Here is a 25,899-nt window from a genome sequence, read left to right on the forward strand (position 1 = left end):
GCCGCCTCAGTTTTTAACCTGACAAAAATTGTGGGAATTTAATGGCGATTGACTCTAACGCCAATTTAGCGTAAGACTCTAGCTAGAAGGCAAAAGCACCAGCAAAGGGTTTATTGTGAGCGCAGAAAACACGGCAGGCATGCTCGACACCATCGTTATTGGTTGGGGCAAAGGTGGCAAAACGCTGGCTGGCACGCTAGCTCGCTCGGGTGAACGAGTGGCGATGGTTGAACAGTCGGCCCAAATGTATGGCGGAACATGCATCAACATTGGGTGTGTGCCCACCAAGATCTTGATTCATGAAGCCGAGCAAGCCCACGGTTCTGATTTTGATCCGCAACGCTTTGAAGCCGCGGTGCAACGCCGAGACAAGCTGACCTCGATGATGCGCGCCAAGAACTTCTCGATGCTTGATGATCTTGAGTCGGTCTTGGTCCTCACCGGGCACGCTACCTTCAGTGGACCTCGAACCATAAAGGTCAGTACCGAAACTGAAGAGCTGGAATTGAGTGCGCGGCGGATCATCATCAACACCGGTTCGGTTCCTGCCCAACCAAAAATTGAGGGAGTCGAAATTCGTGGCCGCGTCCATGACTCCACGACGTTACAGCATGCGGAGATGCCAAAGTCCCTGATTGTTGTGGGTGGCGGTTATGTCGGCATTGAATTCGCGTCAATGTTTGCGCAGTTTGGCGCTAAAGTTACCGTCTTGGATCGTGGTGAGCGTGCGCTGTCCAAAGAAGATCAGGACATCGCCAGCGAGGTTCAGTCATCATTAGTTGACGCTGGAGTTTCTATCATCAGCTCTGCTCAAGTCACTAAGATTAGCCAGGATCAATCCAGCGCAACGGTCAGTTTTGAACTCGACGGGCAAGCGCAGCAACTTGAAGCTGACGCAGTATTAATTGCCTTAGGCCGAACCCCAAACACCAGTCATCTGGGTCTTGAAGCTGCCGGAGTAAAAGTCGGTGAGCGAGGGGAAATCGTCGTAGATAAATTCTTGGCCACGAGCGCCGAGGGAATTTATGCTCTGGGTGACGTGAACGGTGGCCCGCAATTCACCTATGTATCACTGGATGATCATCGAGTTCTGGCCAATCACCTCTTAGGTGATGGTTCGCGTAGCACCGAAGATCGCGTGGCTGTTCCCTATACCATCTTCACTACGCCACCATTGTCGAGGGTTGGGCTAAGTGAAGCTGCAGCTATCGAGCAGGGCTTAGGGATCAAGATTGCGGTGAAGAAAGTCGCAGAGATTGCCGCCATGCCACGGCCAAAAATAGTCGGTGACCCGCGAGGTGTGATCAAGTTTGTCGTTGATGCGCACACCGACCAGATTCTTGGTGCAGCGCTAATGCACGTTGATTCCCAAGAAGTGATCAACCTTGTGGCTTTAGCCATGCGCCAGAAAATGACCGCCAGCTCGCTACGCGATCAGATTTTTACTCACCCATCATCCACTGAGGCCTTGAACGAGGTCCTTGGCCAGCTCTCGTAATCTCGAACGAGTAGCGGGCTTAGTTTTGCCGTTCTTTCTTCCGCGCGTAGGCTCGCGCAGCGCGGACCCGGTCGCCACAGCGGGTTGAACACCAGTGCCGGCGGCCGTGGGTGCGCAGTAAATATCTGGTGCAAGGCTCTGATTCGCATTGGGCTAACTGAGTGGCCTCGTCGCTACTCAACAGGGAAGCCGCATCTTCGGCCAGTGTGGCTAACGCATGTTCAGTTAGCTGCGTGGCGGGGTGTTCCAGCGCGCGGAAAAATCCCTTACCGCCCTCTTGCTTCAGCAAAGGCGTATTTGGTGCTGCCAACAAGGCCGCGTTGATTCCTTGCAGCGCCACTTCATCAATTGGTGTACCCGAAGTGCTTGCCGAAAAAGCCTGGCGCACGTACTGGCGCAAGGTGACGAGCCGGTTCTGGCAATACTCCTGAAGCTGCGCATCTTCAGGTACGAGTTCTCTGTCAATCAGCCAGTCAGTGGTGGATTCTGGTGAGGCCAGCGCGTCGAATGTCTTGTTACCGGGTAGCTGGATTTCACTGTTGACCAGATCGATGCTGCTGTGTTGCTGCGCACCGGGGCTCGGGGGAAGTGGCATCTGAGTCATACTCTCATGGTATCAGTCTTGTTTTAACGTGATTTCCTGTTAGGGTGAGTATCACGGTAAAAGTCAAAATAAACATGAGAAATGAGATTTGCTTTGCAGCCAGCGCCACGATTTGGCTCTGCGCCTTTCGCTCTGTCTGTACACACTGGTGGCGGACCAGGCGTCGGGCAAACAGCTCAAGATGGATTGAGTGACACCATCGATCTTGCCAAGGCAGCGGATCAACTGGGCTTCCACCGATTCTGGATGTCGGAACATCATGCAATGCCCGCACTATCCGTGGCCTCGCCCCCGCTGATGATGGCCAGGCTCGCCGCCGATACCCGCCAAATCAGGCTCGGTGCCGGTGGAATCATGCTGCCAAATCATGCACCGTTGATTGTTGCTGAACAGATTGGAATGCTTGAAGCGCTGGCGCCAGGGCGGATAGACCTTGGGGTGGGGCGAGCGCCCGGTACCGATGGCGCAACAGCAGCAGCGCTTCGTCGGGGAACTGGAAGCGCGCAATCATTTGATGAGCAGCTAGCCGAACTTATTGGATTCTTGGCCGACGACTTTCCACAGAATCACCCATACAGCACCGTGCACGCCGTTCCTGGGCCATGGCAAAACCAGCAGAACCAAGTGCCGGCAGCGCAGCATCAAACCCCGCTGTGGATCTTGGGTTCTTCGCCCTAGTCGGCGCAATTAGCTGCGCGTCTGGGCCGGCCATATGCGTTTGCCCTGCAATTTGGTGACGCTGATATTGAAACTGCGCTGCGTATCTACAGAGATAACTTTGTTCCATCAGCGCAGTTGGAGCACCCCTACGTCCTGGTCAGTCTTAGTGCCATTGCCTTCGAAGATATCGAATTTGCCGGGGCACAGGCAGCATCCGGGGCCATGGCTATGCTGCGGATGTTTAAGGGCGAATCCTATAAATTGCTGAGCCCTCAAGAGGTGGCCGACTACTCGGCGACACTCAACGAACGAGCCATCATTCAGATGTACACCAACCGTACCTTCGCAGGAACATCGCAACAGGTTGCGCGGCGGCTCGAAGAATTGCAAGAGCGAACTGGCGCCGATTAGCTGATGTTAGTGACTGGTTCTCACGTGCGGAACGCCGCGCTAGGTACCGTGCAACTGATGGCAGAGCACTACAAGCCCGCCAGCAAGTCTTGAAAAACGGCACCAACCGGTGCCACCGTTATACCGAATCAAAGGAGAACATCATGTCCACACCACGTCGTGCACTAGTCGCCATTGACGCTCAGCAAGAATATTTTGAAGGCCTGCTCAAGATCCAATACCCTGAGCGTGAGAAGTCCGTAGCAGCCATTGCGCAGCTAATGGACGCTGCACAACAAGCCGATACCCCTGTTGTTGTAGTCCAGCACCAGAGTCCTGCAGGGTCACCGGTTTTCGCTCCTGAATCTTCAACCTTCGCCCTTCAGCCACAGATTCATGACCGGCTTGAATCGGCAGCTCTGCGCATCACTAAGAACTTCGCCAGCATCTTTGAAGGCACCGGACTTGAAGTTTGGTTGCGCGAGCGAGAGATCGACACATTGACCCTTGTTGGCTACATGACCAACAACTGCGTGATCGGTTCGGCCGCTGCCGCCGAACCACTGGGATTCGCGGTCGAGGTGCTCTCCGATGCCACCGGCGCTATTGATATCGTCAACTCCGCTGGTTCAATCCCCGCCAAGCAAGTTCACGAAACCTTGATGGCTGTTTTGAACTCCAATTGGGCTGCCGTGGCACCGAGCGCCGAATGGGTCAGCGCGATTGAATCCGGCAGTGCATTAGCCGGGGATAACCTTATTGAATCAGCAGCCCGAGGGCGCACCGAACAGTAGTCACCACTGGCTCTAATAAAGCCAGTGAGGGCCCTGCGTAGTTTGATTTAGTTAGGCGGAGGTCGCCAACTGAGCCGATCCAATGAGATCGGCCAGTTGCGCCTCTGGCCGGTTGGCGCCAAACGCTGGCTGCCCCGGTTGCAATCGTTGACCTTCACTCAGCGAGCCGATGCGCAGTGGATCAAATCCAAACTCGTCCACAATTCGTGCAACAATTTCCAGATCTGCTTCAAGATCGCCGGCCACTGCGATGGCCTTGCGCCCAGTGACGCCAGCTGCACGAGATTCCTCTTCAATCTCGTGATAACCCATGTGGTTGAAGGCTTTCACTACACGGGCGCCGGGCAAGAACTCTTGAATCAGTTCGCTGGTGGAAACTCCTGGTCCGTTCAGGTCTTCGCGGATACCGTCGGTTTCCCACCAGTAGTTCATGGCATCGATAACCAGTTTTCCGGCCACCTGCTGTACCGGAATGCTCTGGTACTTTCCCAGCGGCAGAGCCAAGATCACAATGTCGGCGTCTTTAGCCGCGGTATGCGCATCAACGGCTACTGCACCTGGCGTGAGGATTTGAATGGTGAGTGCGATGGCGCTGGGGTCACCGGAACCTGCAATGAGCACTTTGTAGCCGGCCTTGAGGGCTAGCCGAGCCAGTGCGGTGCCAATCTTTCCTGCACCTAGAATGCCGATAGTTTGCTGTTCCATGTTCGTGCCTTCCTGCAAAGTCGGTGATGCTAAGTGATTATGCTTGGGCAAGCATTTCGCGGACCATTGGGATGACCTTGCTTCCGTACAGTTCCACAGCGTGAAGTCGAGCGCCTGCATCCACGGCTCCGCCGGAGTAGATCAAATCAAAGCGTCCGATATCAAGGGACTTCACCGTGTTGGCGATCTTGCGGGCAACGGTTTCAGGCGATCCGATGTACAACGAGCCTTCGATTGCTTCATGCTCAAATTCTTCGCGGCTCATTGGGCTCCAGCCTCGGCTGGCGCCGATCCGGTCGCGCTGTTCCTTGTAGGCGTCAAACATTGCTTCGCGGGCCAGTTCATCGGTATCAGCTACGAAGCCCGGGGAATGTAGACCAGCCGGAGTCGATTGGTGGCCGAATTGCTCATTGGCGCGGCGGTACAGGTCGATATAAGGTGCGAAGCGTTCCGGTGAGCCGCCGATAACTGCGAGCATCATTCGGAAACCGTAGTGCGCCGTGCGGATCACGGACTGTGGGGAACCCCCGACGCCTACCCAGGTGCGCAGTCGGCCGGATTCAGTTTTTGGGAAGACGTCCATGTCGGCTAGTGAAGGACGCTTGGTGCCTTGCCAGGTAACAGGCCTCTCGTCGAGCAGCTTGTGGAAGAGGTCGATTTTCTCATCAAAGAGGATTTCATAGTCGGCCATATCGTGCCCAAAGAGTGGGAAAGACTCAGTGAATGAGCCGCGCCCCAGCATGACCTCAGCGCGTCCGTTGGATAGCGCATCTACGGTGGAGAAACGTTGGAAAACGCGCACCGGATCATCAGAGGATAGGACGGTAACGCCGGAGGAGAGGCGAATACTTTCCGTTGCGGTGGCAATGCCAGCCAGTACGGTTTCCGGGCTGGAAATAGCGTACTCAGGTCGGTGGTGCTCACCAACAGCGATGACGTCAACGCCTGCCTGATCAGCAACCATGGCTTCTTGGACGGTGGCACGAATGGCTTGCGCTTGAGTTAGTATCTGGCCATTGGCTCCGCTAGGTACATCACCAAAGGTGTCGATGCCGAATTCGATATTTTCGATGCCGTCCATGACCCGCTCCTCGTCCCACGAATTCAGTTGATGCATCAATCATGACTCAATATTGTTGACGTGTCAACTATATAAATAATGTACTGCGGAAAGGCGCGCGTCTGGGCGTCGTGTGCGGCTGACGGGTAGGCGGGGTCCCAGCCATGGGCCATCAAAGCAATTGGCCCGCCTCCCAGAAAAGGGAGGCGGGCCAATCAGGCTTCAACCGGTGGGTATTAGCCGAAGTACTTCTTCATGGTGCCTTCGTTAGCCTCACGAAGCTCTTCCAACGAAGCGGTGAATTCGCCCTGGACTTCCAAAGAACCGGACTGCGCATCAACGATGCCCAAGCGAGCCACGGTCACACCGCGGGCGCTGGTCATATCCTTAAAACGAACTTCTTCGCTTCGTGGGACAGCAACGATGGCGCGGGCCTGAGTCTCCGAGAACAAAGCGGTGAAGGAATCTACGCCGTCACGTTCCTTGATCTCATCCAGTGCTACACGAGCGCCAACGCCGAAGCGCAGAACCATCTCGGTCAATGCTGCGGCCAGACCACCTTCTGACAAGTCGTGAGCTGCATCGATCATGCCATCGCGGCTAGCGTTGATCAGGATCGCGCCCAGTTCCTTTTCCGCTTCCAGGTCAACTACCGGCGGTACACCGCCGAGGTGACCGCGCAGGTTAGCGAACTCAGAGCCATCAAGCTCATCCTTGGTGTGACCGATCAGGTAAATCGCCTGACCGTCGGCCTCTTCGCGCCAGCCCGAAGGGGTGCGGCGAGCAACGTCATCAAATTTACCCAAGGTAGCAACCACTGGGGTTGGGTGGATCGGCTTGTCGCCGGTCTGGTTGTACAGCGACACGTTACCGCCGGTGACTGGAACACCAAGCACCATGCAAGCATCAGACAGGCCGCGGATACCCTCGGCTAGCTGCCACATGACATCTGGGTTCTCTGGGGAACCGTAGTTCAGGCAGTCCGAGACCGCCGCAGGGATTGCACCAGAGGTAGCAACGTTGCGGTAGGACTCGGCCAGTGCTAGCTGAGCGCCAGCGTATGGATCCAGATAGGTGTAACGGCCGTTGGCATCGGTAGCGATGGCCACACCCAAACCGGTGGACTCATCAATACGCACCACACCGGAATCATCCGGGGCGGCCAATGCGGTGTTGCCACCAACGTAGCGGTCGTACTGGTTGGTGATCCAGGACTTGTCGCACATATTTGGGCTGGCAATCAGTTCCAGCACGGCAGCCTTGAGCTCATCACCGGTTGCTGGCAAGTTCTTGCCGGCCTCCGAAGACTTAAAGGTGTCAGCCTGCAGAGCATCCTGCCACTCTGGGCGAGCGTAAGGGCGGTCGTAAACCGGGCCGTCGTGGGCCACGGTCTTAGGGTCCACGTCCACGATGACCTCACCCTTCCAGGTGATGATCAAACGGTCGGTATCGGTCACCTCGCCCAACCAGGAGTACTCCACGTTCCACTTGGCCATAACAGCTTCAAACGCGTCAACGTTTTCAGGGGTGACAACTGCCATCATGCGTTCCTGGGACTCCGACATCAAGATTTCGCCCGGGGTCAGGGTGGAGTCGCGCAGCAGCACGTCGGTCAGCTCAACCTGCATGCCGCCTTCACCATTGGAAGCCAGCTCGGAAGTTGCACAGGAAATACCTGCAGCACCCAAGTCCTGGATACCTTCAACCAGTGAAGCCTTAAACAGTTCCAGGCAGCACTCGATCAGTACCTTCTCGGCGAACGGGTCACCGACCTGTACAGCAGGGCGCTTGGAAGGCTTGGTGTCATCGAAGGATTCGGAAGCCAGCACCGAAGCGCCGCCGATGCCATCGCCACCGGTGCGTGCACCGAAGAGCACTACCTTGTTGCCCACACCCGAGGCGTTAGCCAGGCGCAGGTCTTCGTGGCGCAGTGCGCCAACAGCCAAGGCGTTCACCAGTGGGTTGCCCTGGTAGATCGGATCAAAGACGGTTTCGCCGCCGATGTTCGGCAGGCCCAGCGAGTTGCCGTAGCCGCCGATGCCGGAAACTACGCCGTGCACCACGCGTTGCGAGTCTTCGTGATCGATGGCGCCAAAACGCAATGGATCCATCACGGCGATCGGACGGGCACCCATGGAGATGATGTCACGTACGATGCCACCAATGCCGGTAGCAGCACCCTGGTATGGCTCAACGTAGGAAGGCGAGTTGTGCGACTCGATCTTGAACGTCACGGCCCAGCCGTCGCCCAGGTCGGTAACACCGGCGTTTTCGCCCATGCCGACCATCAGGTCCTTCTTCATCTCATCGGTGACCTTCTGCCCAAACTGGCGCAGGTGGTTCTTGGTGGACTTGTACGAGCAGTGCTCGGACCACATCACCGAGTACATGGCCAATTCAGCAGCGGTGGGACGACGGCCCAAGATCTTCACGATCTCGGCAAATTCGTTGTCCTTCAAGCCCAGCTCTGCCCAAGGCAGTTCTACATCTGGGGTGCCGGCGGCGTTATCGACGGTGTCGATGTTGAATTCTTTGGTGACTTCCTGGCTCACTTTTTTCCTCCAACAAGGTGGGTCAGAACACTGGTGAAGAAGGTTAGCCCATCGGTGCCGCGGGCATCGGGGCCAAAGCCAACCTCAATGGCATGCTCCGGGTGAGGCATAAGACCCACCACGTTGCCAGCCTTGTTGCTGACGCCAGCGATCGAACGGCGCGAACCATTCGGGTTCCAGCCCACATAGGAGAACGCAATGCGGTTCTCGGCTTCAAGCTCATCCAGGGTCTTCTCGTCGGCCACGTACTGGCCGTCCTGGTTTTTGAGCACGATGGTGATTTCCTGGCCAGCTTCAAAACCATTGGTCCAAGCGGTCTGGTTGTTCTCCACACGCAGCAGCTGATCGCGGCAGATGAACTTCAGGTGATCGTTTTTGATCATCGAGCCAGGCAAAAGATGCGACTCGGTGAGGATCTGGAAACCGTTGCAAATACCCAGTACAGGCAGTTTGGCATCGGAGTTCGCAGCGTCGGCGATCTTGGCCATCATTGGAGCAAAACGCGAGATCGCGCCAGCCCGCAGGTAGTCACCGTAGGAGAAGCCACCAGGGATTACCACGGCGTCAACATCCTGCAGGTCGGTGTCGGCGTGCCACAGGGACACTGCCTCGGCACCGGAGGCGCGCACTGCACGGGCGGCATCACGGTCATCAAGGGTGCCTGGGAAGGTCACCACGCCGACGCGTGCTCCTGACAATTCGTTTGTTGGCGCTGAGTAGTCGCCAATCAGGGGGAGTTCGGTGCTCATTAGTCTTCGACTACCTCGACGTTGACGACATCTTCGATCACCGGGTTGGAGAGCAGGGTTTCTGCTGCCTCACGAGCCTGAGCAAGGATTTCTTCGGTCACCTCGCCGTCCACGGAAAGTTCAAAGCGCTTGCCCTGGCGGACAGCTTCGAAGGAGGTGAAGCCTAGGCGGGGAAGTGCTCCCGCGATGGCCTTGCCCTGAGGGTCAAGGATTTCTGGCTTGAGCATGACATCTACAACGATGCGGGGCATCCGGCATATCTCCTGTTGGCGAGGTTAAGTTAAATGCCACACGGAGATGCCGTCTCACACCAGGGGGATTTGGCGCTCCGCGAGCTTGCCCTAACAGTCTACCCGTGAATGTGACCGGCCAGACGTGCCTGTGCCTGATCGGGCCGATATCCCTAGATATAAGTCATGTGATCTTTGGCTCACGGGGCGCAAAACTGTGTGCGACGCGTATTCTGAAAGCGTGAAAAACTCTAGTCAGACAACGTGTTCATGCCGTGAATTGGACTCGGTCAAGCTCAGTTACGCTCAGTGCTGCCAGCGCTTTCATGACGGACGGGCGGACGGTTCGGTATTGCCTGAAACCGCTGAAGAACTGATGCGTTCGCGCTACAGCGGATTTGTGCTGGGCCTGGTTCCCTATCTTCTGGCCACCTGGCATGAGAGTACTCGCCCTCAAGAATTGGATTTGGACCCCCAGATGCGCTGGGCGGGTTTAGAAATCCTGTCCACTCGTGCTGGTGGTGCTCAGGCCACCCGTGGTGTTGTGGAATTTGCCGCGCACTATGTTGATGGGGGCAATGCAGCTGCGCAACATGAGGTGAGCACCTTTGTCCGCGAAGCTGATGCTTGGTTTTACGTTAACGCCCTGTGAGCTTTAGCGGCGGCTAGCAGTCTGCAGCATGGTTAACATCTGCGTCTGCTGGCGATCACGGGCCATCTTGAAAGCGTCGGCTCCGGTACGGTCTTTGAGTCGTGGATCTGCGCCGTTGGCAACCAACAACTCGGCGATATTCACTGAACTCTTGGTGCCTTGGCCCAGCACGATAGTTTCATGCAAGGCAGTCCAACCCAGATCATTCACGTGGTCAATGTTGATGTTAGTGCGCAACAGAATTCGTACGGCCGCAACCTGGCCGTTTTCGCTGGCCACAGTCAAGGCGCTGCCACCCATCCGATTGACCTCTTGGACGTTGGCGCCGCCCTTGATAAACATCTGCAGCGCACCGGTTTGACCGTTAGCGCTGGCGCGTAAGAACGGGGATTCCTGGTAATTGTCCTTGATGTTCGGGTTGGAGCCGGCATCAAAGAGTGTCTTGATGATGGGCTCATTTTTGGCAATGACTGCCTGCATCAGTGCCGTGCGTCCGGAGCCATCTTTGACTGCCAAATTAACGCCGGACTTCAGGACCTTTTTGACGCCCTTCAGATTATTGGCCTTGATGGCAGCAAATAGCTTGCTTGATTCGGCGGGAAGAGCCGCCACGGTGGATTCCACTGATTTCAGAGTCTCGCCGGATCCGGCTCCGGAAGCCAAAGGTGAGAGGGTGCTCTGCGAACTTGCACTACTTGGGGTGGCGCTAGCTGTAGCAATTGCTGAAGCAACAGTTGCTGGAGCACTAGTGGCTGCGGGGGTAGCTGACGGTGTGGCCGCCGTGCTTTGAACTGGTGCCTGCGAAGCGGAACTAGACGGTAGCGCTGAGGATTTTGAAGCTGTCGAAGATTCTTGAGCGACGGTTGGAGCTGGCGTGGCGCTGGAGGCACTAGGGGCGTTGCTTGCCGAAGGGCTGCTGGACTGCGTTCCTTGGGCTTGCGGTGAGGACGGGGCGCAACCAGTGAATGCACCGATCGCGGCTGCCAATGGAAGCGCAATTAACGCGATGCCACGGCGGCGCGTGGAGAGCCCGGTTAGAAGTGCCATCTGTCCTTTCGCGGTTTCGGCAACCGTTTCCCATGACAATTAATGCCAATAGGGGATTTCGCTTGGAAACTTTCGATTTCCTTTGTGAGCATATCGGCTGAAGCTGAAAATTTACGGTCAATCAGCGCCAAAAATTCTTGGCGTTTGTTGTAGCAGATCTTCGCTAAAATCGTAGACATCATGGAATGCCTCTACTTTTCTGCCTCCCGTTGCCGCTCATGCACACAAATGACGGTTCCTTATGCCCGCCAGTTGCAAGCAAAAGTTGAGGATTGCCAACATCTGCTTGCCGACTTTGACACACTGAAATTCTTGCCCGCTCAACCAAGCAATGAACAGGGCTTCCGCAATAAAGCCAAAATGGTCATCTCCGGAACGACCCAGGCTCCGACCATCGGCATCCTCGATACCGAGGGGCACGGCGTGGACCTGCGCAACTGTGGCGTCATTGCGCCAACCTTGCGCACACTGTTGCCGGTGATTGAGCGATTCATCAAAGAACTCAAACTCATCCCTTATGACGTTCCCAAGCGCAAGGGTGAGCTCAAGCATGTAATCCTCACACTTTCGGACACCGGAGCGGTGATGGTGCGTTGGGTCTTGCGCACAAAGAAGCACTTTGTGGCCTTGCGCGATTCGCTGCCACAATTCTTGGAACTGTTGCCGCACCACAGTGAGGTTTCGGTGAACTTCCTTCCGGAGCACAAGGCAGTGCTGGAAGGTGAGGAAGAAATTATCCTTACCCGTCGCACCACCTTGGAATTTGGGCTCAACGGTGTGCCAATGCATCTGCGTCCACAAGGTTTCTTCCAAACCAATACCGAGATCGCTGCGGCCCTGTATCGTCAGGCACGCCAATGGATTGATGACGTTGAACCTGAAAGCGTGTGGGACCTGTATAGCGGAGTCGGTGGCTTTGCCCTGCATACCGCTGGCGAAGGCCGCACCGTCTACGGAATTGAAACTAGCGAAGAGGCAGTTGCTGCCGCAAAGATCAGCGCTGAATCAATGGGTTTCACCGATGCGCACTTTGTTGTCTCAGATGCCACCGAGTTTGCACTGAACGCAGGCTGGGCCCCGGACGCAGTGATTGTGAACCCACCGCGACGAGGGATCTCAGCTGAACTTTCGCAGTGGCTGAACAAATCTGATGTGCAGCACCTGATCTATTCCAGCTGCAATGCCAAGTCCTTGGCCCGGGACCTTGAGCGTCTAGAAAACTACACGCCTCAGGTGGCCCGTGTAATGGACATGTTCCCGCAGACTGACCACTACGAAGTCATGGTCAAGCTGGAGCGCAAGAGCTCCTAGCGGTCCAAGGTGGCGGTGCGTCGGTCCAAGCGGACAACAATCTCGTCCACCAAATGCGGATCAATATTCGGTTCGCGGCGAGCCTTGAGCAACTCGTCGCGGGCCGCTTCCAAGGCAATGGCCTGGATCGAATCTGCCTTGGCGATCACGGCGCGAATCTGAGTGTATTTTTCATCAGAGATCGCATCGTGCGGGTCCGGATCTTTAGACAAGATTGAATGCAATGAGTTCATGCGGCGGCGTACTGCCTGCTGGTAGTTCTCCGGTAACTCCTGCAAGTCAACGTTCTTGCGCAGCGTTGACATTGCAACAGCTTCAGCGCGACGGGCCAAAGCACGACGAGCACGTTTGGTGTCCTGCTCGTTATTGCGCAGCCTCAGTACACGCATGAGAGCTGGAAGGGTCAGACCTGGCACCACCAAGGTGCACAGCAATACCGCGCACGCGGTCACCACAACAAAGTTGCGTTCTTCGATGACCGTTCCGTCGGCTCGTACATGAGGTAGCGCCAAGGCGAGGGCCAAGGTTGCCAGACCGCGCATGCCACACCAGGTGAGTACCAGTGAGTCCTTGCGTGCGGGGATTTTGGCCTTGCTGCGGTTAGGCAAATAATACGTGCCGAACATCCACAGTGCACGTATCGCGATTACTACGAAACAGATGGCGGCAATACCCGGGATGTAGCCAATCAGGTTGCTGCCTTCCTCCTGAATAACTTGGTTCATTTCGATGCCCATCAAGCCGAAGGCCAGACCGGTGGCGAGCAGTTCCAGTACTTCCCAGAAGGCCTGACGGGTCAAGCGTTCCGCCGAGTCCTGAGGGCGGTCACGACGAACCATTTCCAGGGCGGTGACCACCACTGCAATAACCCCTGAGACATGGACTTCTTCAGCGATCATGTACACCGCGTAGGGGGCCACCAAGGTGGCGGCGCTACGTGCGGCCAGGTTAGGAACAAAGCGGTTCAGCGCACCAATAGCCCAACCCATGGCTAGACCCAGGACCACTGCACCAGCAGCACCGATGACAAACTGTGGGATGAGCTCCAGCCCGACACTTGAGTTATCCACGGTGGCTTGAACAGCCAACTGGAAGATCACGATAGCCATGGCATCGTTGAACAGACCCTCGGTTTCCAGCAACGAAGTTAATCGTCGTGGCATTTTTACCTTGGTCGCAATGGCGTCCACTGCTACCGGGTCAGGCGGGGCAACAATCGCGCCCAAAGCCAGTGCCAATGGGATCGAAACGACGGGGGTGAAGGCCATGGCTGTGGCCGCGACCGTACCCGCAGTGACCACAATGAGCACTACCGCTAGCCGGATCAGGGCTTTCCACCGAAGTCGGAAGACCGACCAGCTGCTTCGCTGCGCTGTGGCAAAGAGCAGAGGCGGTAGGAATATTGGCAGGATCAGTTCTGGTTCGATATGCATTTCGGGCATGAACGGGAGGAAGCCCGCCAGCGACGCGAATATCAACATCAGGATCGGGTAAGGCAGTTTAATGCGTTCTCCGACACCGACGATCAGAATAGTGGCGAACAATAATCCGATGACCAGAAGGAAAAAATCCATAGTCTTCTAATTGTAGTAGATTCTTGCAACTAATTTGTGGTTTGTTTCCCTCATGTACCGGAATCCAAGAGGAATTTTGCTGCGTCCCATTGGCTAATCAAGCAGCCGTCGGATCGGGAGAATTCGAGGTTTACCGCTTGTCCGCGCAACAGTCCAGAGACCTGGGCGCGTTGCGGCCCACCGTAAATTTGGGTACAGACTTTAGTGGGGTTGGGCGAGGAATTTACTAGGGTAGTTAACTTTTCCAAAGAAGCACAGGCAGCCAAAGCATCGGGCAGAGTGCTGGTATTGGTGGCCTTTTCCCCATTGCAGTCCAGGGTGTGCTGGGCGGTAACTTTTTCACCGTCGGCACGGAAGATGATTTTCAGTTGAGTTTGCGCAGAAGGTTGCTGTGGCGCTGAGCAAGAAGTCGCCACCAAGATCAGTACGACGATGAATCCATGGATTAGAACCCGACTAGGGCGAGTATTGGTGCCCATAAAAACATTGTGCGCCGTGACCCTAACCAAGATCTAGTCTTGGACGATAAGCGGTAGGTTGTTGGCGACTTCCAGCAGTCTAAGACGCAGCACATCAGCCCTATCGGCAAATTGTTTTTGCAGCCGAACGTATTCGGCTTTTCCGCTAGGAGTCTCGATACGAATCGGCTCATGGCCCCAGTCGCCCAGGTCATAGGGAGAAGCTTGCATGTCCATGGTGCGGATATCCCATGCGAGTTCAAAACAATCCATAACCAAGTCGCTAGGCACGGCTGGGGAGAGCTTATAGGCCCACTTGTAGAGGTCCATGTTGGCGTGCAGGCAACCGGGCTGTTCCAGGTCGCGTTGAGTTTCGCGGGTGGGCTGTAGCTCGTTGAGGCCCACTGCTTGTGGCGTATAAAAACGGAAGGCATCAAAATGCGTGCAACGAATTTTTTCGGTTTCCACTACTTCGTCGGTAGCCGCTGCGCCCAAGCGCAGGGGTAGGTACTCATGACGGATGCCATTAACCTCAGATTTGTAGGCCATGGCCCATTCGTGCAGGCCGAAGCACGCAAAATTGCCGGCCCGCTGCGAGGTGCCAGCCAGAATTACTCGGGCAAAATCTATGGCCCGGGCACGTGCCTGAACAAAGGCCTGTGCATCAAACTCGTAGCCGGTGCCCGAGGCGGTTTGAACCGGTCGATAGAACTTCCAATCAGCACGCTGTTGAGCCTGCTCCCCGCTGAGCACAACATTCATTCCTGGATGCCAGCGATACAGCTGACCCGGCTTTTGCGTGTAGTAAGTGAAAAGAAAGTCCTCAATCGGATGCTTCTTTCCCTTCATGCGTCGGTCTACAAATGGTTCACCGAAGGCACGCGCGCGGGCCTCGTGGTGGTTGGCCAAGGGCGTCCACTGTGAGGCTTCCAAAATGGTGGCGGTAACGGGCATACTTCTCATTATTCAATTCATCGCTCGGTGAGACCACTTTGGTACGCCAACTCACACCAACCTCAGGAGTAGGCCATGGATGATTTTCCTGTTTGGGAACCGCCAGTGTTTGCTAGCGAAGAGCTGCACCTATTTGCCATGCTTGATCGGTTGCGGGTGACTTTTAGGTACAAGGCTGACGGGCTGCAGATCACGCAATTAACTGCACAACTGCCCAGTAGTGCCTTGAGCCTTGGCGGTCTGCTCCAACACCTTGCAGCAGTTGAGGATGAGAAATTCACTTATCTCATTGCACAAAAGCGTCCCGAAGTGTTGCTGGAACTCACCGCTCAGGGACACGATCCATTTGCTGTAGACAGCTCTCAAACAGCTGAAAATCTCTATGAACTCTATGACCAAGCGGTGGCCAATAGTCGAATGATCACGCAACAGATCCTCGAGAACAACCTGTTGGATACCGAATCAGCCCTGGATTTTGACGGACAATTTTTGTCGGTACGTCGGATCGTTTGCGACTTGATTGAAGAGTACGGCCGGCATACCGGACACGCTGATTTACTGCGGGAAGCCATCGACGGCAGGGTGGGTGAAGATCCGCCGCAGGATTTTCTCCCCTCATGGTTTGACGCTTAAAAATGCGGCGTCCCGCAGTGCTCAAGATTGAGGACTGCGGGACGTCGCTTTTGAACTAATTACTGTCTGCGGGCATTAGCCCATGTGGATTGCTCCGAAGATCACACCGGTGGCAAGCATAACCAAGGCCACAACCAATGCGCGCCACAATACCTTCTTGTGGTGATCGCCCAGATCTACGCGAGAGAGCGATACCAGCAGCAAGATGGCAGGAACCAGTGGGGACTGCATGTGTACCGGCTGGCCGGTGATCGAGGCGCGAGCCATGTCTACGGCTGGAACACCGAAGTGTGCACCGGCTTCGGTGAGCACTGGCAGGATGCCGAAGTAGAAGGCGTCGTTGCTCATCAGGAAGGTGGCCGGGATGGAGATCAAACCGGTGATAACTGCCATGTATGGGCCCATGGAGTCAGGGATGATATCAACCAGCCACTGGCTCATGGCATCAACCATGCCGGTGCCGGAGAGCACGCCGGTGAGTACTGCTGCACCGAGAACCATGGAGACCACAGCGATGATTTCGCTGGAGTGCGCTGCAATCATCTTCACCTGGTCGGAGACCTTCGGGAAGTTCACTACCAAGGCAACTGCGGTACCAACCATGAACAGGTAGGACAGTGGAAGAACGTCAACAACCAGCAACACCATGATGGCTACGGTGAGCACCAAGTTGAAGTAGAAAGTCTTTGGACGCAGGGTCTCGCGGTTTGGATCCAGTACGGTGCCGTTCATCGTGGCAGCTTCTGAACCATCCCCCTTGCGGGCTACAGCTTCAAGGACAGCAAGGTTTCCACCGGATGACGAAGTGCCAGCTGGTGAGGTGCCACCGGTTGGGGAGCTCATGTTGCCGCCACCGAATTCGGTGCCCCAGAGCTCTGGGCGTTCACGCTGCAAGCGACGGCGTTCAGCAACGCCCATCTGCCATGCGAACAGGGCAATAACAACCAGTGCGACACCCAAGGAAGGAAGCATTGGAACAAAGACGTCAGCTGCATCAACCTTTAGCGCTGCGGCAGCACGAGCGGTTGGGCCGCCCCAAGGAACGATGTTCAGCGTGCCGTTGGTCAAACCTGCAACGCAGGTCAGTACTACTGGGCTCAGGCCCAGACGCTGGTAGATCGGCAGCAGGGCTGCGGTGACCACGATGAAGGTGGTGGAGCCGTCACCATCTAGCGAGATGACTGCGGTGAGCAGCGAGGTGCCCATAACTACCTTGGCCGGGTCATTGCCTACAAGCTTTTGAATGCCAGCAACCAGGCGGTCAAAGAGGCCAACATCGATCATGATGCCGAAGTACATGATGGCAAACATCAGCAGTGCTGCGGTGCCGGACATGTCCTTGATGGAGTCCATGATCATGTCGCCCAGGCCGAAGCCGGCGCCGGTGAACAAACCGAAGATGGTTGGGACGAGAATCAATGCCAGAAGTGGCGTCATGCGTTTTGTCATGATCAGCGCCATAAAGGTGGCGACCATGAGGAATCCGAGTGCAACAAGCATTGCCCCGACCTCCATTTCGGTGAGTGGTACGTCTTTGTGTCACCCAGAAGTTCAGGGCACCAGTCAAAAGTACGTGGCGGGGCTCACGTTGCGCGCCTTGTGCTGATTATTGAACGCTTAAGTTCTTAACCATCTTTTTGCTCTTTAAAATCGCGTTGGCTCTTCAGTGCGTCTATGCTGGGTGGCATGTTCCGTTCTGGCCCTCGCTCGAGGCATTTTGCATCGCGCATTATGCGTTTGCAGTTCCTTGTTGTTGGTGTACTCATCGTGCTGGTCACCGCCGGAACGCTTTATGCCAGTTATGACCGGGTGTATTCGCGCGCCGAAGACACCTCGCTGACCATCGCTAGATCTGTCGCGGTACTTCCGGAAGTTGTTGACGAGGTGAACCGCTACTCGGCGATGGAAGACCTTGATGAAAAAGAGCTATCCAACGGGAAATTGCAGCAGCTGGCCAATGCCATTCTGGAACAAAAACAGGCGTACTTTGTGGTGATTACCGAGGACCGCGGACTGCGCCTGAGTCATCCCAATCCAGCAGAAATAGGCCAGATGGTTTCCACCGATCCGGTGGCACTGGACGGAATCGAAGCGGTGTCTAGGGAGCATGGCACCTTGGGCGAATCGGTGCGCGCCAAAGTCCCTATCCATGGCGGATCCGGCCAGATCATCGGCGAGGTTTCGGTGGGCGTGACCACCCAGTCACTGACCGGTGCACTCTTACAATCGTTTAGCTGGATCGTGCTCTTTGCCCTCTTGGCTGCCGGGCTGGCCACGGTGGCCGGACGGATCACCGTGCGCCGACTCAAACGCCAGACGCTGGGACTTGAACCGACCGAAATTGCCCAGCTGGTCCGTGATCAGCAGGCGGTGCTCTACGGTGTGACCGAAGGCGTGATGGGCATCGGCGTTGACCGACGGATCACCGTGCGCAACAAAGCGGCCCGGCAACTTTTGGGCCTGCCACATCGCACCGAACTCGAAGACGTAGTTGGGCGGCACTTTGAATCTGCTGGTCTGGACCGACGGTTGGTCAAGGCCATCAAGGAACGAGATCCTGCCCCGGTGCGCCTGGAAGCCAACGGCAATTCACTGGTTGCCCGAGTAAACGAGGTGAACCGCGACGGTCTGGATCTGGGGCAGGTAGTGCTGCTCCATGATGTCACCACCATCGAGGCCCTGGGTACCAAGCTGGATGCGGTTCAAGATATGGCTGATGCCTTGCGTGCTCAGCGCCATGAGTTCGCCAACCGTATGCACGCGGTATTGGGACTTCTTGATTTGGGCCAAATTGAGCAGGCCGAAGCCTACCTGCGTGAAGTGATGGAAACCGGGCCGAAGATCGCACAGGTGCCCGGACTGGAAGCGATCCAAGACGCCTATCTTTCGGCATTTATCTCGGCCAAGGCCGTTCGCGCTCACGAACAGGGCATCAAATTGCGGGTGTCGAGTCAATCCATGCTCTTTGGCCAGATCGCCTCGGCTCATGATGCTCAAGACGCCACCGCGGTGCTGGGCAATCTGCTAGACAACGCCTTTACCGCGGCCTTGCGCGGTAGCGGAGAGCCGTGGGTGGAAATTGATTTGCTCTCCGAGGCGACAACGCTGCACCTGGCGGTGGCAGATTCCGGTCCCGGCATCACCACCACGGAAGACATTTTTGCCCGGGATGTCAGTACCGGATCGCATCTAGGCAATGAACATGGGCGCGGGGTCGGGTTGCCCTTGATCAAGCGACTGGCACAGGCCCGCAGTGGGGATGTCTGGATTGCTGATCCGGGCAACGGCACCGACGGCGCGGTGTTTGCCGCCCGATTGCCTGCGGTACTGGTGGAACCTTCCACCCCAGAGAACAACAACAAGACTGAAGGAGCGTAGTGATGAGCGAAAACGCCAATGGAAACTATCAAGTCATGATCGTCGATGACGACTTTCGTGTAGGTGCTCTCCACGCAGAGATGGTCAATTCCATTCCGGGTTTCCAAGCTTTGGAACCAGTCCAAGACCCGCGCACGGTACCCAAACTTGTCACCACGCTTAAGCCTGACTTGTTGCTCTTGGACCTGTACTTGCCACATGTCAGTGGCATTGAGCTGCTGCGTGAACTGGACGTAGATGCCATCATGATCTCGGCGGCCACCGAGCCAAAAAACATTGACAAAGCCATTCGGCACGGCGCCCTGGCATTTATTATCAAGCCTTTTGACGCTAAAACTTTGAGTGCCAAACTCAAAGGGTGGGCACGATATCGACGTCAACTCACCGGCGTGACTGAATTTAATCAGCAGGGTGTTGACCGACTCTTCAGAGCCTTGCAAGGCAGTGAAGAAACAGCCCCGAGTGTGGGTGCTGCTCCCACCGAACAGGCGGTGCTCAACTGCGTGAAGGAAGCAGCTGAACCAATGAGTGTGGCCGAGGTGGCAGAAGCCGTAGGCGTTGGACGAGCTACTGCCCAGCGTTATCTCGCTGCCCTGGTAGCCAACGAATCCTTGGAGTTGCAGTTGGGCTACGGGACCCGAGGCCGTCCCGAGCATCGCTACGTGGCACGCTAGAAACGTGGATTAGGTAGCGTCCCAGATACGTCGGTAGAAAGCGATTTTCTCTTCGTTAGGATCTATTCCGTATCCGGCATAGACCGAGTGTTCGTAGCCCGGACCATAATTCCATTCGGTACTCCACGCTGCGATGGCAAGGTCTGCCCAGCGGTCCGCAACGCCGAGATTTCCCATGTCTACGTGACCCAGGAAATTACCGTTTGCATCCAATATGGTGTTGGGTAGGCAGGCGTCACCGTGGCAGACTACTGCGTCAAGTGGTGGAGCTTCGGCCAGTAATGCGGATTGCTCGTTGTGCGATAGAGAATTGATCCGCGTGGACAAGTGCCAGGTAAACGGACACTGCTCGACCGGCAACTTATCGTGCAGTTCTCGCAACCCTTGGCCGATGGCGAGAGCGGAACGCTCGGGGGCGGACTTGCCGAGTTCACTGACTGCACTGTGGCCGGGTAGTGCTGCGGTGACCAGCAGTTGACCTTCAGGATATTGCTCGCAGGAAAGCGCTGTAGGGACGTTGATGAATTGCCCCGCCCACTCCATACGCTGGGCCTCGATGAGAAGATCGGCTTCTTGATACGGTGGATTCCCCGGTGACCACTTGGCAAAGCGCAACTTGTCGACTGGCCCAAGCCGATAGGTCACTCCGCCGATAGCGTTCTGCCAGACGGCCTCGATGTCAGCTGTTCCTGCCACTGCTCGCACCGCCGTGGGAATCGCTGGCGCAGTCTTTGGCGGTCCGGAAAGCACTTGAGGTGAACTCATTTTTCTAGTGTGCCAGTAATCATTGCCCATGAGGTTCGTACGGGAGAACGTTCTTTAGGAGCTCTGGGCGCACTTAGCCGTTTTCTCTCCCGGGCAGCGGTGCTCCAGCCAGAAATGCCTGATACTCGTCCGCTACATCAGCATCTACGGAAGGCTGAACGTTGCTGTAACGACCATCGGAACGGTCGCGTTTCGGTCCTGAGATCCAATACTCATCGCCAGTCTCGGGATCAACAAAATTGGCGTCGAAGGTTCCAGAGACTTTCCGTAGAGCTAGATCGCGGAAGTATGCGGTACTCCAAGACTTTGAAAACCGGACGCGAGTTATCCATGCCGGACCACGGTCGGTGTTGTATCCGGTCTTGAGCTGAATGAACATGATGCGTTCGGCCATGGAAATATCGTATTCCGTGCGTCGGGGCTTGTGAACAGACTTGTCGAAAGTTCGTCTGCGGGTCAGGGGCCACGCTTCGAAGCAGGCAAACCATAACAACGCGCCACCTTCACCATGCAACACGGATCGTTCGTCGCCGAAGGGCATTGATGCCGGACCGGTTTCAGTTGCACCGTAGAGGAATCGCGCGAACGACAATTCATTTTCGCTGAGTGCTAGCCTGAACCTCAACATCTAGTATTCAGGTCTCCAGTGTGCCAGTAATCATTGCGCTGGAGGTTTGTACCGGAGAAGCTGACTGGAATCCACGCATGAGACCACTAAAGTAAAGGCCTAGGATTCCGGCAAAGATAGCCAAGGGTTCGGAAGTATCGTTCCAAGACCGACGATAACGAACCTGTAGTCTACGAAAATGACGATCAACAACATGCTGCTTAGAAAAGCTTCAGAGGCGGATGCGACCGGCCTTTACAAGCTGACGAACATGTTTACGCCGGGACCAGCGACAGATTTTGAAGAATTTGAAATTCACTTTTGCGCATTGCTCAAGGACCCAAATTGGTTCATAGGTGTTGCGGTTGAGCAGTCGATTCTGAGTGGTTACATTGCCGTTCAAGACTACGGTCGGGCTCTACGAGGTTCGTTTTCCGTTGGACGAATTCATGATTTGTTTGTCGTGCCAACGACCCGCCGGAGTGGAACTGGTCGTTCGCTCGTCGAATCAGCCTTCGAATGGGCAACAGAGCGTCCGACTCCGATGATTCTGGATTGGCAAGCAACACCTGAATCTGTTTCGTTTTATGAATCGTTAGGATTCAAAGCTGATTTCGTCGGTGATTTTCCGGAATTTCCTGGATTCACCCTAGACCTTCGTTAACGCGGAGCAGGTCAGCGATAAGCCTTGAGCTCGGCAGTGCAGAGGATTGGGAGCGCAGCGCACCCGTCTAACAAAGCCCACATCCACAGCAATAGCACCGGACCGGTGAATCCTGCTAGGGCACCACCCGGCAGTGCGGCGACCGGCATAACGCCCAAGGTGATGGTGCGTTGCGCAGAACCGACCGAAGCCAGAGTCTCCGCAGGAATAATACGAGGCAAGACCTCCGCACCGGCTACCGAGGCAATAGCCACCAAGAAACTCCAACTCATCGACTGTGCAGCAAGCCAGATCAACTCGTGGCCTGGAAGCTGTTGGCAGGCAATGGCCATTGCGACAGCTGGAATCGACAGCACAGCAGCAGCGGTGCGCAAAGTACGCAGTCCGAATTGTGCTGATAGTCGTGGCGCCAGTGCTGCCCCGAGTATCGCGCCCACGGCGGAGACGATACCCAAAGCTGCGAAAAGTGCAGGGACAATGTCCAGATCTCGCAGCAGAAAGACGGGCAGTACCGTATTGCCAAGCATTACCCCGGCATTGATTAGTGCGCTGGAAATCGTCAATGACCACAGCGCCGGAGTGCGCCGCAGGGTAAGGAAGTCATCGGAAAATTTTCTGTGTTCTGGCTGAGCCACGTTGGCAGGGGCTAATGTCGGCGGAATCCTTCGTTGAAAAAATAACGAAGCAACGTAGGAGCTCATGGTTAGTCACAACAAGCCAGGTAGGCCCAGCAGGCCGAGCACGGAGCTCCCCAGAGCGGCCGCTGTCGTTCCAGCGCTTTGATCAGTAATCGTCAAACGAGAATACGCGAGCTTCAATCCTTCTTTGGGAACAAGCCCTTGAATCACTGGGCCTTGAGCGGTGGTGAAAACTACATCGGCTATCCCGATGACCACTGCGACTGCAAGGACAGCTGTCCCCGTAAGCCAGCCGGTGGCAAATGAGACTGCAAGCACTAGGAGGGCCACTAAGCGGACGAAACTTGAAACACTCATGGCCCTGCGGCGGTCCCGGAGGCGGTCTATGAGCATGCCTATCGGCATCCCTAGGAGCAGGAAAGCTCCCAGACCAATCGAATTGATGACACCAACAAATCCGGTGCCGTATCCCAAGATGGTGACCAAGAGAATGGGCATGAGCGTGCGTGCCATCGCGTCCCCAAACCCTTCTGTTGCAGTGGTTGCCAACATGTAACGGAAGGATCTAGGGAGTTTTTCTGGCGTTGGTATGTGCTGCGCGGGCGTTTCATTCGTGGTCACGAGAACTCAACATTCTGTAAGGTATTACCTGACAGCATGTCAGGTAGATCCTGACGGGTCAAGAGTCTCCCGTAGACTAAATGGCATGGAACAGAGTGCTAATGGTGTCAGGGATATTGCTTCAGCAGATCAGCCATTCATGTGTTCGTTTTGCCTTCGATCTCGCGCGGAGGCCGGTGTTCTCGTGGGTGCTCCTACTGTGGGCATCTGCCGAAAATGTACAGAAGCCGCTTTGGTCCTTTTTCAGAATTCTGCTCCGGAAGCAAAATCGCAGCAGCGAGCACCGTGGGACTCCATGGATAACGAGGAGCTCCTTGGACAGCTACCCAAGGTCGCGAAAGCCCGGGATGACGTTGAAAATCACCTAAGGATTTGGGTGGGTGTAGCAAGGAGCCGGAAAATCAGTTGGGCCAGCATTGGGGAATCTCTAGGGATGTCCCGACAGTCGGCCTGGGAACGCTTCCATCAGTCTGTTGTGGCCGAAGATGAATCGCGGCGAAGCTAAGCATCCGCAAGCGGGGGATTGACTGACGTTTTGCTTATGTCCTTCGCGGCTTTGAAGACTCTAACCAAACCTGCAACAGGGCGTCTGCACCTTCCGGATACAGGGGCTTGTTCAGTTGCTCGATGTTGATCCATCTCACTGGGCTGCCTTCGTCTAATATGTGCAGTTGTGCGTCGAGAGCAATCGAATCGATGTCAGTAGACTCTACGGCGAAAACATGCGCTATTTGATGACCTGGTCTGCCCTCATACTCAAAGAAGTTCTCAACAACACCGAGTAGCCAGACGTCTATAAGTTCCAGACCGAGTTCTTCTCGAAATTCACGACGGAGTGCAATTTCGGCTGTTTCTCCGAAATCGATTCCGCCCCCAATTGCGCGCACGTAGCTACTGCCCTTAACGGTGTCTTCACCTTCCTCGACGAGAAGATGACCATTGCGTATCGGCAGTCCACGGCGAGGTTTCGGATGGTAGGCATGCTTTAGTTTATACGTCTGGCACTTGCCAGCCTTGATAGCAGATTCGATTAGTCTGCTGGACTACCGCGTAGTTCGGCACAGATAGATCCTTTGACGGCCAATGCCTTGTGTAGGCTCTCATCGGCAATCGCCGTGAGATGGCATCGGAGCCGGCAGCGCGCTTACCAAGGATTTCGATCCCCAACGCTTTTCGTTCGGAATCCAGATCAATGACGGCTTAGCTTGGATCCCTATTCGGAAAGCGTTGCGCGTTCCTGCTGTCGGCGGACAACTAGCCATCGTGCCACGCCCGATGCCACGACACCGATCATGAGTGCAATGAGCAACCGCCATGGTGAGCCTGGCCAGCCGACCAAAATCAGGACCAAGTTCGTTGAAACCGCAGCAACGACCCAAGCCGTAAACGGTAGCCAGATCAGGAGGGGTGTACGCCGCCAATCTTGGACGCGGAAGATCTCAGCAAATAATCCCATGTACCAACCTTCCCAAGCTTTTGTTCCCTTTTCAATCGGCCCACCGGCTTATACGGCAGGGTGCCTTTGGCTGCAAGGTTGGATTCTTGGCGGATGATGCGTCGGCGTGCGGGCTACCGCCGCCATGCTTGATCGCGTGTGCGAGACTGTCACCGTGACTATCGACATCAGAGCCATGCTTCATCGGGTTGTTGCTGAAGTGTTCGACCAGAATTTCGCTGTTGAGGATGCGACTGCCAGCGGTGATTCTTCGCGCCCTGCAGTGCTCGTGATCAGTCATCTCGTTCAGGGCAGAACAGCGATCATTCGTGCCTCCTCAGTGTGGATGGACGCTTTTATCCCCGAACTGAACGTGCAAACCAGCGTCCTTGCCGAAGATGAGGTGGAGCATCAGAACGAAGATGAGCTTCGAGGGCTCTGCCACGTCATGCATGCGTATCTTCGGGGCGAAGGGTCTATCAGTCAACGGCGTAGGTTCTTCCGCCGAGGCACGGCTCTGGTCCTGACAATAGAGGTGGATGGAAAGGAGTGGCGTCTTGGCCGGAACCGCTGGTCTGTGCGTTAGGACGACGGAGGTTCTAGCGCCCCTCTAAGCAAACTGCTTAGCGATCATGGATCGCACGATATCCTGTCTGACCGCATGTGGGACACTATCCTCGTGACTATGGACATCGGAAAGATGCATGATCGAGTCGTCGCTGAGGTGTTCGGCCAGGAATTCAAAGTGGAAGAAGCGAATTCCAATAAGGATCCTTGGATATACGCAGCGCGCGTGAAAAGTCGGAATGAGCTAGGCCGTTCGGCGATTATTCGTGCCACCTACGAGTGGATGGATATTCATATCCCTGAGCTAAACGTTGGGGCAATCACCTTTGCCTATGAAGATGTGGAGCAAGAGAAGGTAGATGAGCTAACTAGGCTCTGCCTCGTTGCGCGCGCCTATCTTCGGGGCGAAGGTCGCATTGGACAGCAGAAGCGGTTTTTCCGACGGGACGCAATCCCAGTCTTGAATATCGAGGTGGACGGCCTCGAATGGAGTCTCGGTCGGAATTTTTCGAAGGATCCATACCCATAAGTATTGGCTTCTGTGTCTGTTTTCATCGTTTTCGTAGCGGTGAACAAGTTTCGAGATGAAACAGGGAGGGCCTGAAGCGTATGGCTCTTCTTTTGGCAGAGCCCGCATTTCAGAGCGATTAACGTAGATGGCTCCCGAGCGTGATTCGAT

General features: G+C 55.7%; 30 protein-coding genes. 13 read left to right on the top strand and 17 right to left on the bottom strand.

The genetic code is table 11. The annotated features are described in order from the left end of the window. Positions 1-115: 115 nt before the first annotated feature. Positions 116-1,498 carry an FAD-dependent oxidoreductase gene (locus ACT3RW_RS01480; RefSeq protein WP_444612581.1) on the top strand — a complete coding sequence of 461 codons (1,383 nt, stop codon included), beginning with the start codon at positions 116-118 and terminating at the stop codon, positions 1,496-1,498. A gap of 19 nt (positions 1,499-1,517) precedes the next feature. Here the strand turns inward: ACT3RW_RS01480 and ACT3RW_RS01485 are convergent, their stop codons facing one another. Beyond that, on the bottom strand, positions 1,518-2,102 hold the full coding sequence (locus ACT3RW_RS01485; RefSeq protein ID WP_131090555.1) for a CGNR zinc finger domain-containing protein: 585 nt from the start codon (positions 2,100-2,102) through the stop codon (positions 1,518-1,520). Between the two features lie 81 nt (positions 2,103-2,183). Between ACT3RW_RS01485 and ACT3RW_RS01490 the strand changes: the two genes are divergently transcribed. The 3 genes from ACT3RW_RS01490 to ACT3RW_RS01500 all read left to right on the top strand — a co-directional run bounded on the left by ACT3RW_RS01490 (position 2,184) and on the right by ACT3RW_RS01500 (position 3,946). Further along, entirely contained in the window at positions 2,184-2,780 is a 597-nt protein-coding gene (locus ACT3RW_RS01490) for an MsnO8 family LLM class oxidoreductase (protein ID WP_444612582.1), read from the top strand. A gap of 117 nt (positions 2,781-2,897) precedes the next feature. Continuing rightward, the gene (locus tag ACT3RW_RS01495; protein ID WP_444612583.1) at positions 2,898-3,173 is read left to right on the top strand and encodes a hypothetical protein; all 276 of its coding nucleotides are present in this window, start codon (positions 2,898-2,900) and stop codon (positions 3,171-3,173) included. 143 nt (positions 3,174-3,316) lie between these two features. Next, positions 3,317-3,946 (top strand): cysteine hydrolase family protein, encoded by a 630-nt coding sequence (locus tag ACT3RW_RS01500; protein WP_444612584.1) that lies wholly within the window; start codon positions 3,317-3,319, stop codon positions 3,944-3,946. Between the two features lie 51 nt (positions 3,947-3,997). Here the strand turns inward: ACT3RW_RS01500 and ACT3RW_RS01505 are convergent, their stop codons facing one another. The 5 genes from ACT3RW_RS01505 to purS form a co-directional block, all read right to left on the bottom strand. Beyond that, positions 3,998-4,702, bottom strand: coding sequence for an NADPH-dependent F420 reductase (locus ACT3RW_RS01505; protein WP_444612585.1), 705 nt, complete (start codon positions 4,700-4,702; stop codon positions 3,998-4,000). Beyond that, a complete protein-coding gene (locus tag ACT3RW_RS01510; protein WP_444612586.1) occupies positions 4,689-5,732 on the bottom strand; it encodes an LLM class flavin-dependent oxidoreductase in 1,044 nt (347 codons plus the stop codon). The genes ACT3RW_RS01505 and ACT3RW_RS01510 overlap by 14 nt, the downstream gene beginning before the upstream one ends. Before the next feature lie 215 nt (positions 5,733-5,947). Next, a complete protein-coding gene (gene purL, locus ACT3RW_RS01515; RefSeq protein WP_444612587.1) occupies positions 5,948-8,263 on the bottom strand; it encodes a phosphoribosylformylglycinamidine synthase subunit PurL in 2,316 nt (771 codons plus the stop codon). Further along, positions 8,260-9,012, bottom strand: a complete 753-nt coding sequence (gene purQ, locus ACT3RW_RS01520) for a phosphoribosylformylglycinamidine synthase subunit PurQ (RefSeq protein ID WP_131090550.1) — start codon at positions 9,010-9,012, stop codon at positions 8,260-8,262. The genes purL and purQ overlap by 4 nt, the downstream gene beginning before the upstream one ends. After that, positions 9,012-9,263, bottom strand: a complete 252-nt coding sequence (gene purS, locus ACT3RW_RS01525) for a phosphoribosylformylglycinamidine synthase subunit PurS (RefSeq protein WP_038991933.1) — start codon at positions 9,261-9,263, stop codon at positions 9,012-9,014. The genes purQ and purS overlap by 1 nt, the downstream gene beginning before the upstream one ends. Positions 9,264-9,483: 220 nt before the next feature. Here purS and ACT3RW_RS01530 point away from each other — a divergent pair, with 220 nt between their 5' ends. Beyond that, positions 9,484-9,894 carry a YchJ family protein gene (locus ACT3RW_RS01530; RefSeq protein ID WP_131090549.1) on the top strand — a complete coding sequence of 137 codons (411 nt, stop codon included), beginning with the start codon at positions 9,484-9,486 and terminating at the stop codon, positions 9,892-9,894. 3 nt (positions 9,895-9,897) lie between these two features. On the opposite strand, the gene ACT3RW_RS01535 is transcribed toward ACT3RW_RS01530, so the two are convergent. After that, positions 9,898-10,941: an ankyrin repeat domain-containing protein gene (locus ACT3RW_RS01535; RefSeq protein ID WP_131090548.1), complete on the bottom strand. Its 1,044-nt coding sequence runs from the start codon at positions 10,939-10,941 to the stop codon at positions 9,898-9,900. A 180-nt stretch (positions 10,942-11,121) separates the two neighbouring features. Between ACT3RW_RS01535 and rlmD the strand changes: the two genes are divergently transcribed. Then, positions 11,122-12,252: a 23S rRNA (uracil(1939)-C(5))-methyltransferase RlmD gene (gene rlmD, locus ACT3RW_RS01540; protein WP_444612588.1), complete on the top strand. Its 1,131-nt coding sequence runs from the start codon at positions 11,122-11,124 to the stop codon at positions 12,250-12,252. Here the strand turns inward: rlmD and ACT3RW_RS01545 are convergent. The 3 genes from ACT3RW_RS01545 to ACT3RW_RS01555 are packed head-to-tail and all read right to left on the bottom strand — an operon-like array spanning position 12,249 to position 15,238. Next, the gene (locus ACT3RW_RS01545) at positions 12,249-13,826 is read right to left on the bottom strand and encodes a cation:proton antiporter (protein ID WP_444612589.1); all 1,578 of its coding nucleotides are present in this window, start codon (positions 13,824-13,826) and stop codon (positions 12,249-12,251) included. The two genes, rlmD and ACT3RW_RS01545, sit on opposite strands and share 4 nt — an antisense overlap. A gap of 50 nt (positions 13,827-13,876) precedes the next feature. Next, positions 13,877-14,305, bottom strand: coding sequence for a hypothetical protein (locus ACT3RW_RS01550; RefSeq protein ID WP_131090545.1), 429 nt, complete (start codon positions 14,303-14,305; stop codon positions 13,877-13,879). 33 nt (positions 14,306-14,338) lie between these two features. Then, positions 14,339-15,238: a 3-methyladenine DNA glycosylase gene (locus ACT3RW_RS01555; RefSeq protein WP_444614594.1), complete on the bottom strand. Its 900-nt coding sequence runs from the start codon at positions 15,236-15,238 to the stop codon at positions 14,339-14,341. Between the two features lie 75 nt (positions 15,239-15,313). Between ACT3RW_RS01555 and ACT3RW_RS01560 the strand changes: the two genes are divergently transcribed. After that, the gene (locus tag ACT3RW_RS01560; protein ID WP_444612590.1) at positions 15,314-15,871 is read left to right on the top strand and encodes a mycothiol transferase; all 558 of its coding nucleotides are present in this window, start codon (positions 15,314-15,316) and stop codon (positions 15,869-15,871) included. A gap of 75 nt (positions 15,872-15,946) precedes the next feature. Here the strand turns inward: ACT3RW_RS01560 and ACT3RW_RS01565 are convergent, their stop codons facing one another. Then, positions 15,947-17,371, bottom strand: coding sequence for a CitMHS family transporter (locus tag ACT3RW_RS01565; protein ID WP_131090542.1), 1,425 nt, complete (start codon positions 17,369-17,371; stop codon positions 15,947-15,949). A gap of 231 nt (positions 17,372-17,602) precedes the next feature. Here ACT3RW_RS01565 and ACT3RW_RS01570 point away from each other — a divergent pair, with 231 nt between their 5' ends. Next, positions 17,603-19,249 (top strand): ATP-binding protein, encoded by a 1,647-nt coding sequence (locus ACT3RW_RS01570; protein ID WP_444612591.1) that lies wholly within the window; start codon positions 17,603-17,605, stop codon positions 19,247-19,249. Positions 19,250-19,251: 2 nt separating this feature from the next. Continuing rightward, entirely contained in the window at positions 19,252-19,923 is a 672-nt protein-coding gene (locus ACT3RW_RS01575) for a response regulator (protein ID WP_444612592.1), read from the top strand. Positions 19,924-19,932: 9 nt separating this feature from the next. Here ACT3RW_RS01575 and ACT3RW_RS01580 read toward each other — a convergent pair whose 3' ends face one another. Both ACT3RW_RS01580 and ACT3RW_RS01585 read right to left on the bottom strand, forming a co-directional pair. Next, positions 19,933-20,688 (bottom strand): phosphotransferase, encoded by a 756-nt coding sequence (locus ACT3RW_RS01580; RefSeq protein ID WP_444612593.1) that lies wholly within the window; start codon positions 20,686-20,688, stop codon positions 19,933-19,935. A 73-nt stretch (positions 20,689-20,761) separates the two neighbouring features. Further along, complete coding sequence (locus tag ACT3RW_RS01585) at positions 20,762-21,316, bottom strand: hypothetical protein (RefSeq protein WP_444612594.1); 555 nt, start codon at positions 21,314-21,316, stop codon at positions 20,762-20,764. 178 nt (positions 21,317-21,494) lie between these two features. Here ACT3RW_RS01585 and ACT3RW_RS01590 point away from each other — a divergent pair, with 178 nt between their 5' ends. Then, the gene (locus ACT3RW_RS01590; RefSeq protein ID WP_444612595.1) at positions 21,495-21,959 is read left to right on the top strand and encodes a GNAT family N-acetyltransferase; all 465 of its coding nucleotides are present in this window, start codon (positions 21,495-21,497) and stop codon (positions 21,957-21,959) included. A gap of 11 nt (positions 21,960-21,970) precedes the next feature. Here the strand turns inward: ACT3RW_RS01590 and ACT3RW_RS01595 are convergent, their stop codons facing one another. Together ACT3RW_RS01595 and ACT3RW_RS01600 are read right to left on the bottom strand one after the other, a co-directional pair. After that, positions 21,971-22,594: a hypothetical protein gene (locus ACT3RW_RS01595; RefSeq protein WP_444612596.1), complete on the bottom strand. Its 624-nt coding sequence runs from the start codon at positions 22,592-22,594 to the stop codon at positions 21,971-21,973. A gap of 72 nt (positions 22,595-22,666) precedes the next feature. Next, positions 22,667-23,149, bottom strand: coding sequence for an MFS transporter (locus ACT3RW_RS01600; protein ID WP_444614595.1), 483 nt, complete (start codon positions 23,147-23,149; stop codon positions 22,667-22,669). Positions 23,150-23,357: 208 nt separating this feature from the next. Between ACT3RW_RS01600 and ACT3RW_RS01605 the strand changes: the two genes are divergently transcribed. After that, positions 23,358-23,723: a ClpX C4-type zinc finger protein gene (locus ACT3RW_RS01605; protein ID WP_444614596.1), complete on the top strand. Its 366-nt coding sequence runs from the start codon at positions 23,358-23,360 to the stop codon at positions 23,721-23,723. Between the two features lie 34 nt (positions 23,724-23,757). Here the strand turns inward: ACT3RW_RS01605 and ACT3RW_RS01610 are convergent, their stop codons facing one another. Then, on the bottom strand, positions 23,758-24,249 hold the full coding sequence (locus ACT3RW_RS01610; RefSeq protein ID WP_444614597.1) for an NUDIX hydrolase: 492 nt from the start codon (positions 24,247-24,249) through the stop codon (positions 23,758-23,760). A 182-nt stretch (positions 24,250-24,431) separates the two neighbouring features. Next, a complete protein-coding gene (locus ACT3RW_RS01615; protein ID WP_444612597.1) occupies positions 24,432-24,674 on the bottom strand; it encodes a hypothetical protein in 243 nt (80 codons plus the stop codon). A 154-nt stretch (positions 24,675-24,828) separates the two neighbouring features. Here ACT3RW_RS01615 and ACT3RW_RS01620 point away from each other — a divergent pair, with 154 nt between their 5' ends. Together ACT3RW_RS01620 and ACT3RW_RS01625 are read left to right on the top strand one after the other, a co-directional pair. Then, positions 24,829-25,239 (top strand): hypothetical protein, encoded by a 411-nt coding sequence (locus tag ACT3RW_RS01620; protein ID WP_444612598.1) that lies wholly within the window; start codon positions 24,829-24,831, stop codon positions 25,237-25,239. 93 nt (positions 25,240-25,332) lie between these two features. Further along, a complete protein-coding gene (locus ACT3RW_RS01625) occupies positions 25,333-25,749 on the top strand; it encodes a hypothetical protein (RefSeq protein ID WP_444612599.1) in 417 nt (138 codons plus the stop codon). Positions 25,750-25,899: the final 150 nt, after the last annotated feature.

This window comes from Glutamicibacter sp. AOP5-A2-18 (assembly GCF_052446055.1).
Lineage (GTDB): Bacteria > Actinomycetota > Actinomycetes > Actinomycetales > Micrococcaceae > Glutamicibacter.

What these genes read in the sequence shown, in the direction of transcription:
- ACT3RW_RS01510 (WP_444612586.1), bottom strand. Translation starts at nt 5,732, where the DNA reads ATGGACGGCATCGAAAATATCGAATTCGGCATCGACACCTTTGGTGAT.
- ACT3RW_RS01555 (WP_444614594.1), bottom strand. Translation starts at nt 15,238, where the DNA reads ATGCCCGTTACCGCCACCATTTTGGAAGCCTCACAGTGGACGCCCTTG.
- ACT3RW_RS01605 (WP_444614596.1), top strand. Translation starts at nt 23,358, where the DNA reads ATGTGTTCGTTTTGCCTTCGATCTCGCGCGGAGGCCGGTGTTCTCGTG.
- ACT3RW_RS01535 (WP_131090548.1), bottom strand. Translation starts at nt 10,941, where the DNA reads ATGGCACTTCTAACCGGGCTCTCCACGCGCCGCCGTGGCATCGCGTTA.
- ACT3RW_RS01565 (WP_131090542.1), bottom strand. Translation starts at nt 17,371, where the DNA reads ATGCTTGTTGCACTCGGATTCCTCATGGTCGCCACCTTTATGGCGCTG.
- ACT3RW_RS01485 (WP_131090555.1), bottom strand. Translation starts at nt 2,102, where the DNA reads ATGACTCAGATGCCACTTCCCCCGAGCCCCGGTGCGCAGCAACACAGC.
- purS (WP_038991933.1), bottom strand. Translation starts at nt 9,263, where the DNA reads ATGCCCCGCATCGTTGTAGATGTCATGCTCAAGCCAGAAATCCTTGAC.
- rlmD (WP_444612588.1), top strand. Translation starts at nt 11,122, where the DNA reads ATGGAATGCCTCTACTTTTCTGCCTCCCGTTGCCGCTCATGCACACAA.
- ACT3RW_RS01560 (WP_444612590.1), top strand. Translation starts at nt 15,314, where the DNA reads ATGGATGATTTTCCTGTTTGGGAACCGCCAGTGTTTGCTAGCGAAGAG.
- ACT3RW_RS01545 (WP_444612589.1), bottom strand. Translation starts at nt 13,826, where the DNA reads ATGGATTTTTTCCTTCTGGTCATCGGATTATTGTTCGCCACTATTCTG.
- ACT3RW_RS01490 (WP_444612582.1), top strand. Translation starts at nt 2,184, where the DNA reads ATGAGATTTGCTTTGCAGCCAGCGCCACGATTTGGCTCTGCGCCTTTC.
- ACT3RW_RS01585 (WP_444612594.1), bottom strand. Translation starts at nt 21,316, where the DNA reads ATGTTGAGGTTCAGGCTAGCACTCAGCGAAAATGAATTGTCGTTCGCG.
- ACT3RW_RS01615 (WP_444612597.1), bottom strand. Translation starts at nt 24,674, where the DNA reads ATGGGATTATTTGCTGAGATCTTCCGCGTCCAAGATTGGCGGCGTACA.
- ACT3RW_RS01500 (WP_444612584.1), top strand. Translation starts at nt 3,317, where the DNA reads ATGTCCACACCACGTCGTGCACTAGTCGCCATTGACGCTCAGCAAGAA.
- purQ (WP_131090550.1), bottom strand. Translation starts at nt 9,012, where the DNA reads ATGAGCACCGAACTCCCCCTGATTGGCGACTACTCAGCGCCAACAAAC.
- ACT3RW_RS01600 (WP_444614595.1), bottom strand. Translation starts at nt 23,149, where the DNA reads ATGTTGGCAACCACTGCAACAGAAGGGTTTGGGGACGCGATGGCACGC.
- ACT3RW_RS01590 (WP_444612595.1), top strand. Translation starts at nt 21,495, where the DNA reads ATGACGATCAACAACATGCTGCTTAGAAAAGCTTCAGAGGCGGATGCG.
- ACT3RW_RS01570 (WP_444612591.1), top strand. Translation starts at nt 17,603, where the DNA reads ATGCGTTTGCAGTTCCTTGTTGTTGGTGTACTCATCGTGCTGGTCACC.
- ACT3RW_RS01550 (WP_131090545.1), bottom strand. Translation starts at nt 14,305, where the DNA reads ATGGGCACCAATACTCGCCCTAGTCGGGTTCTAATCCATGGATTCATC.
- ACT3RW_RS01580 (WP_444612593.1), bottom strand. Translation starts at nt 20,688, where the DNA reads ATGAGTTCACCTCAAGTGCTTTCCGGACCGCCAAAGACTGCGCCAGCG.
- ACT3RW_RS01575 (WP_444612592.1), top strand. Translation starts at nt 19,252, where the DNA reads ATGAGCGAAAACGCCAATGGAAACTATCAAGTCATGATCGTCGATGAC.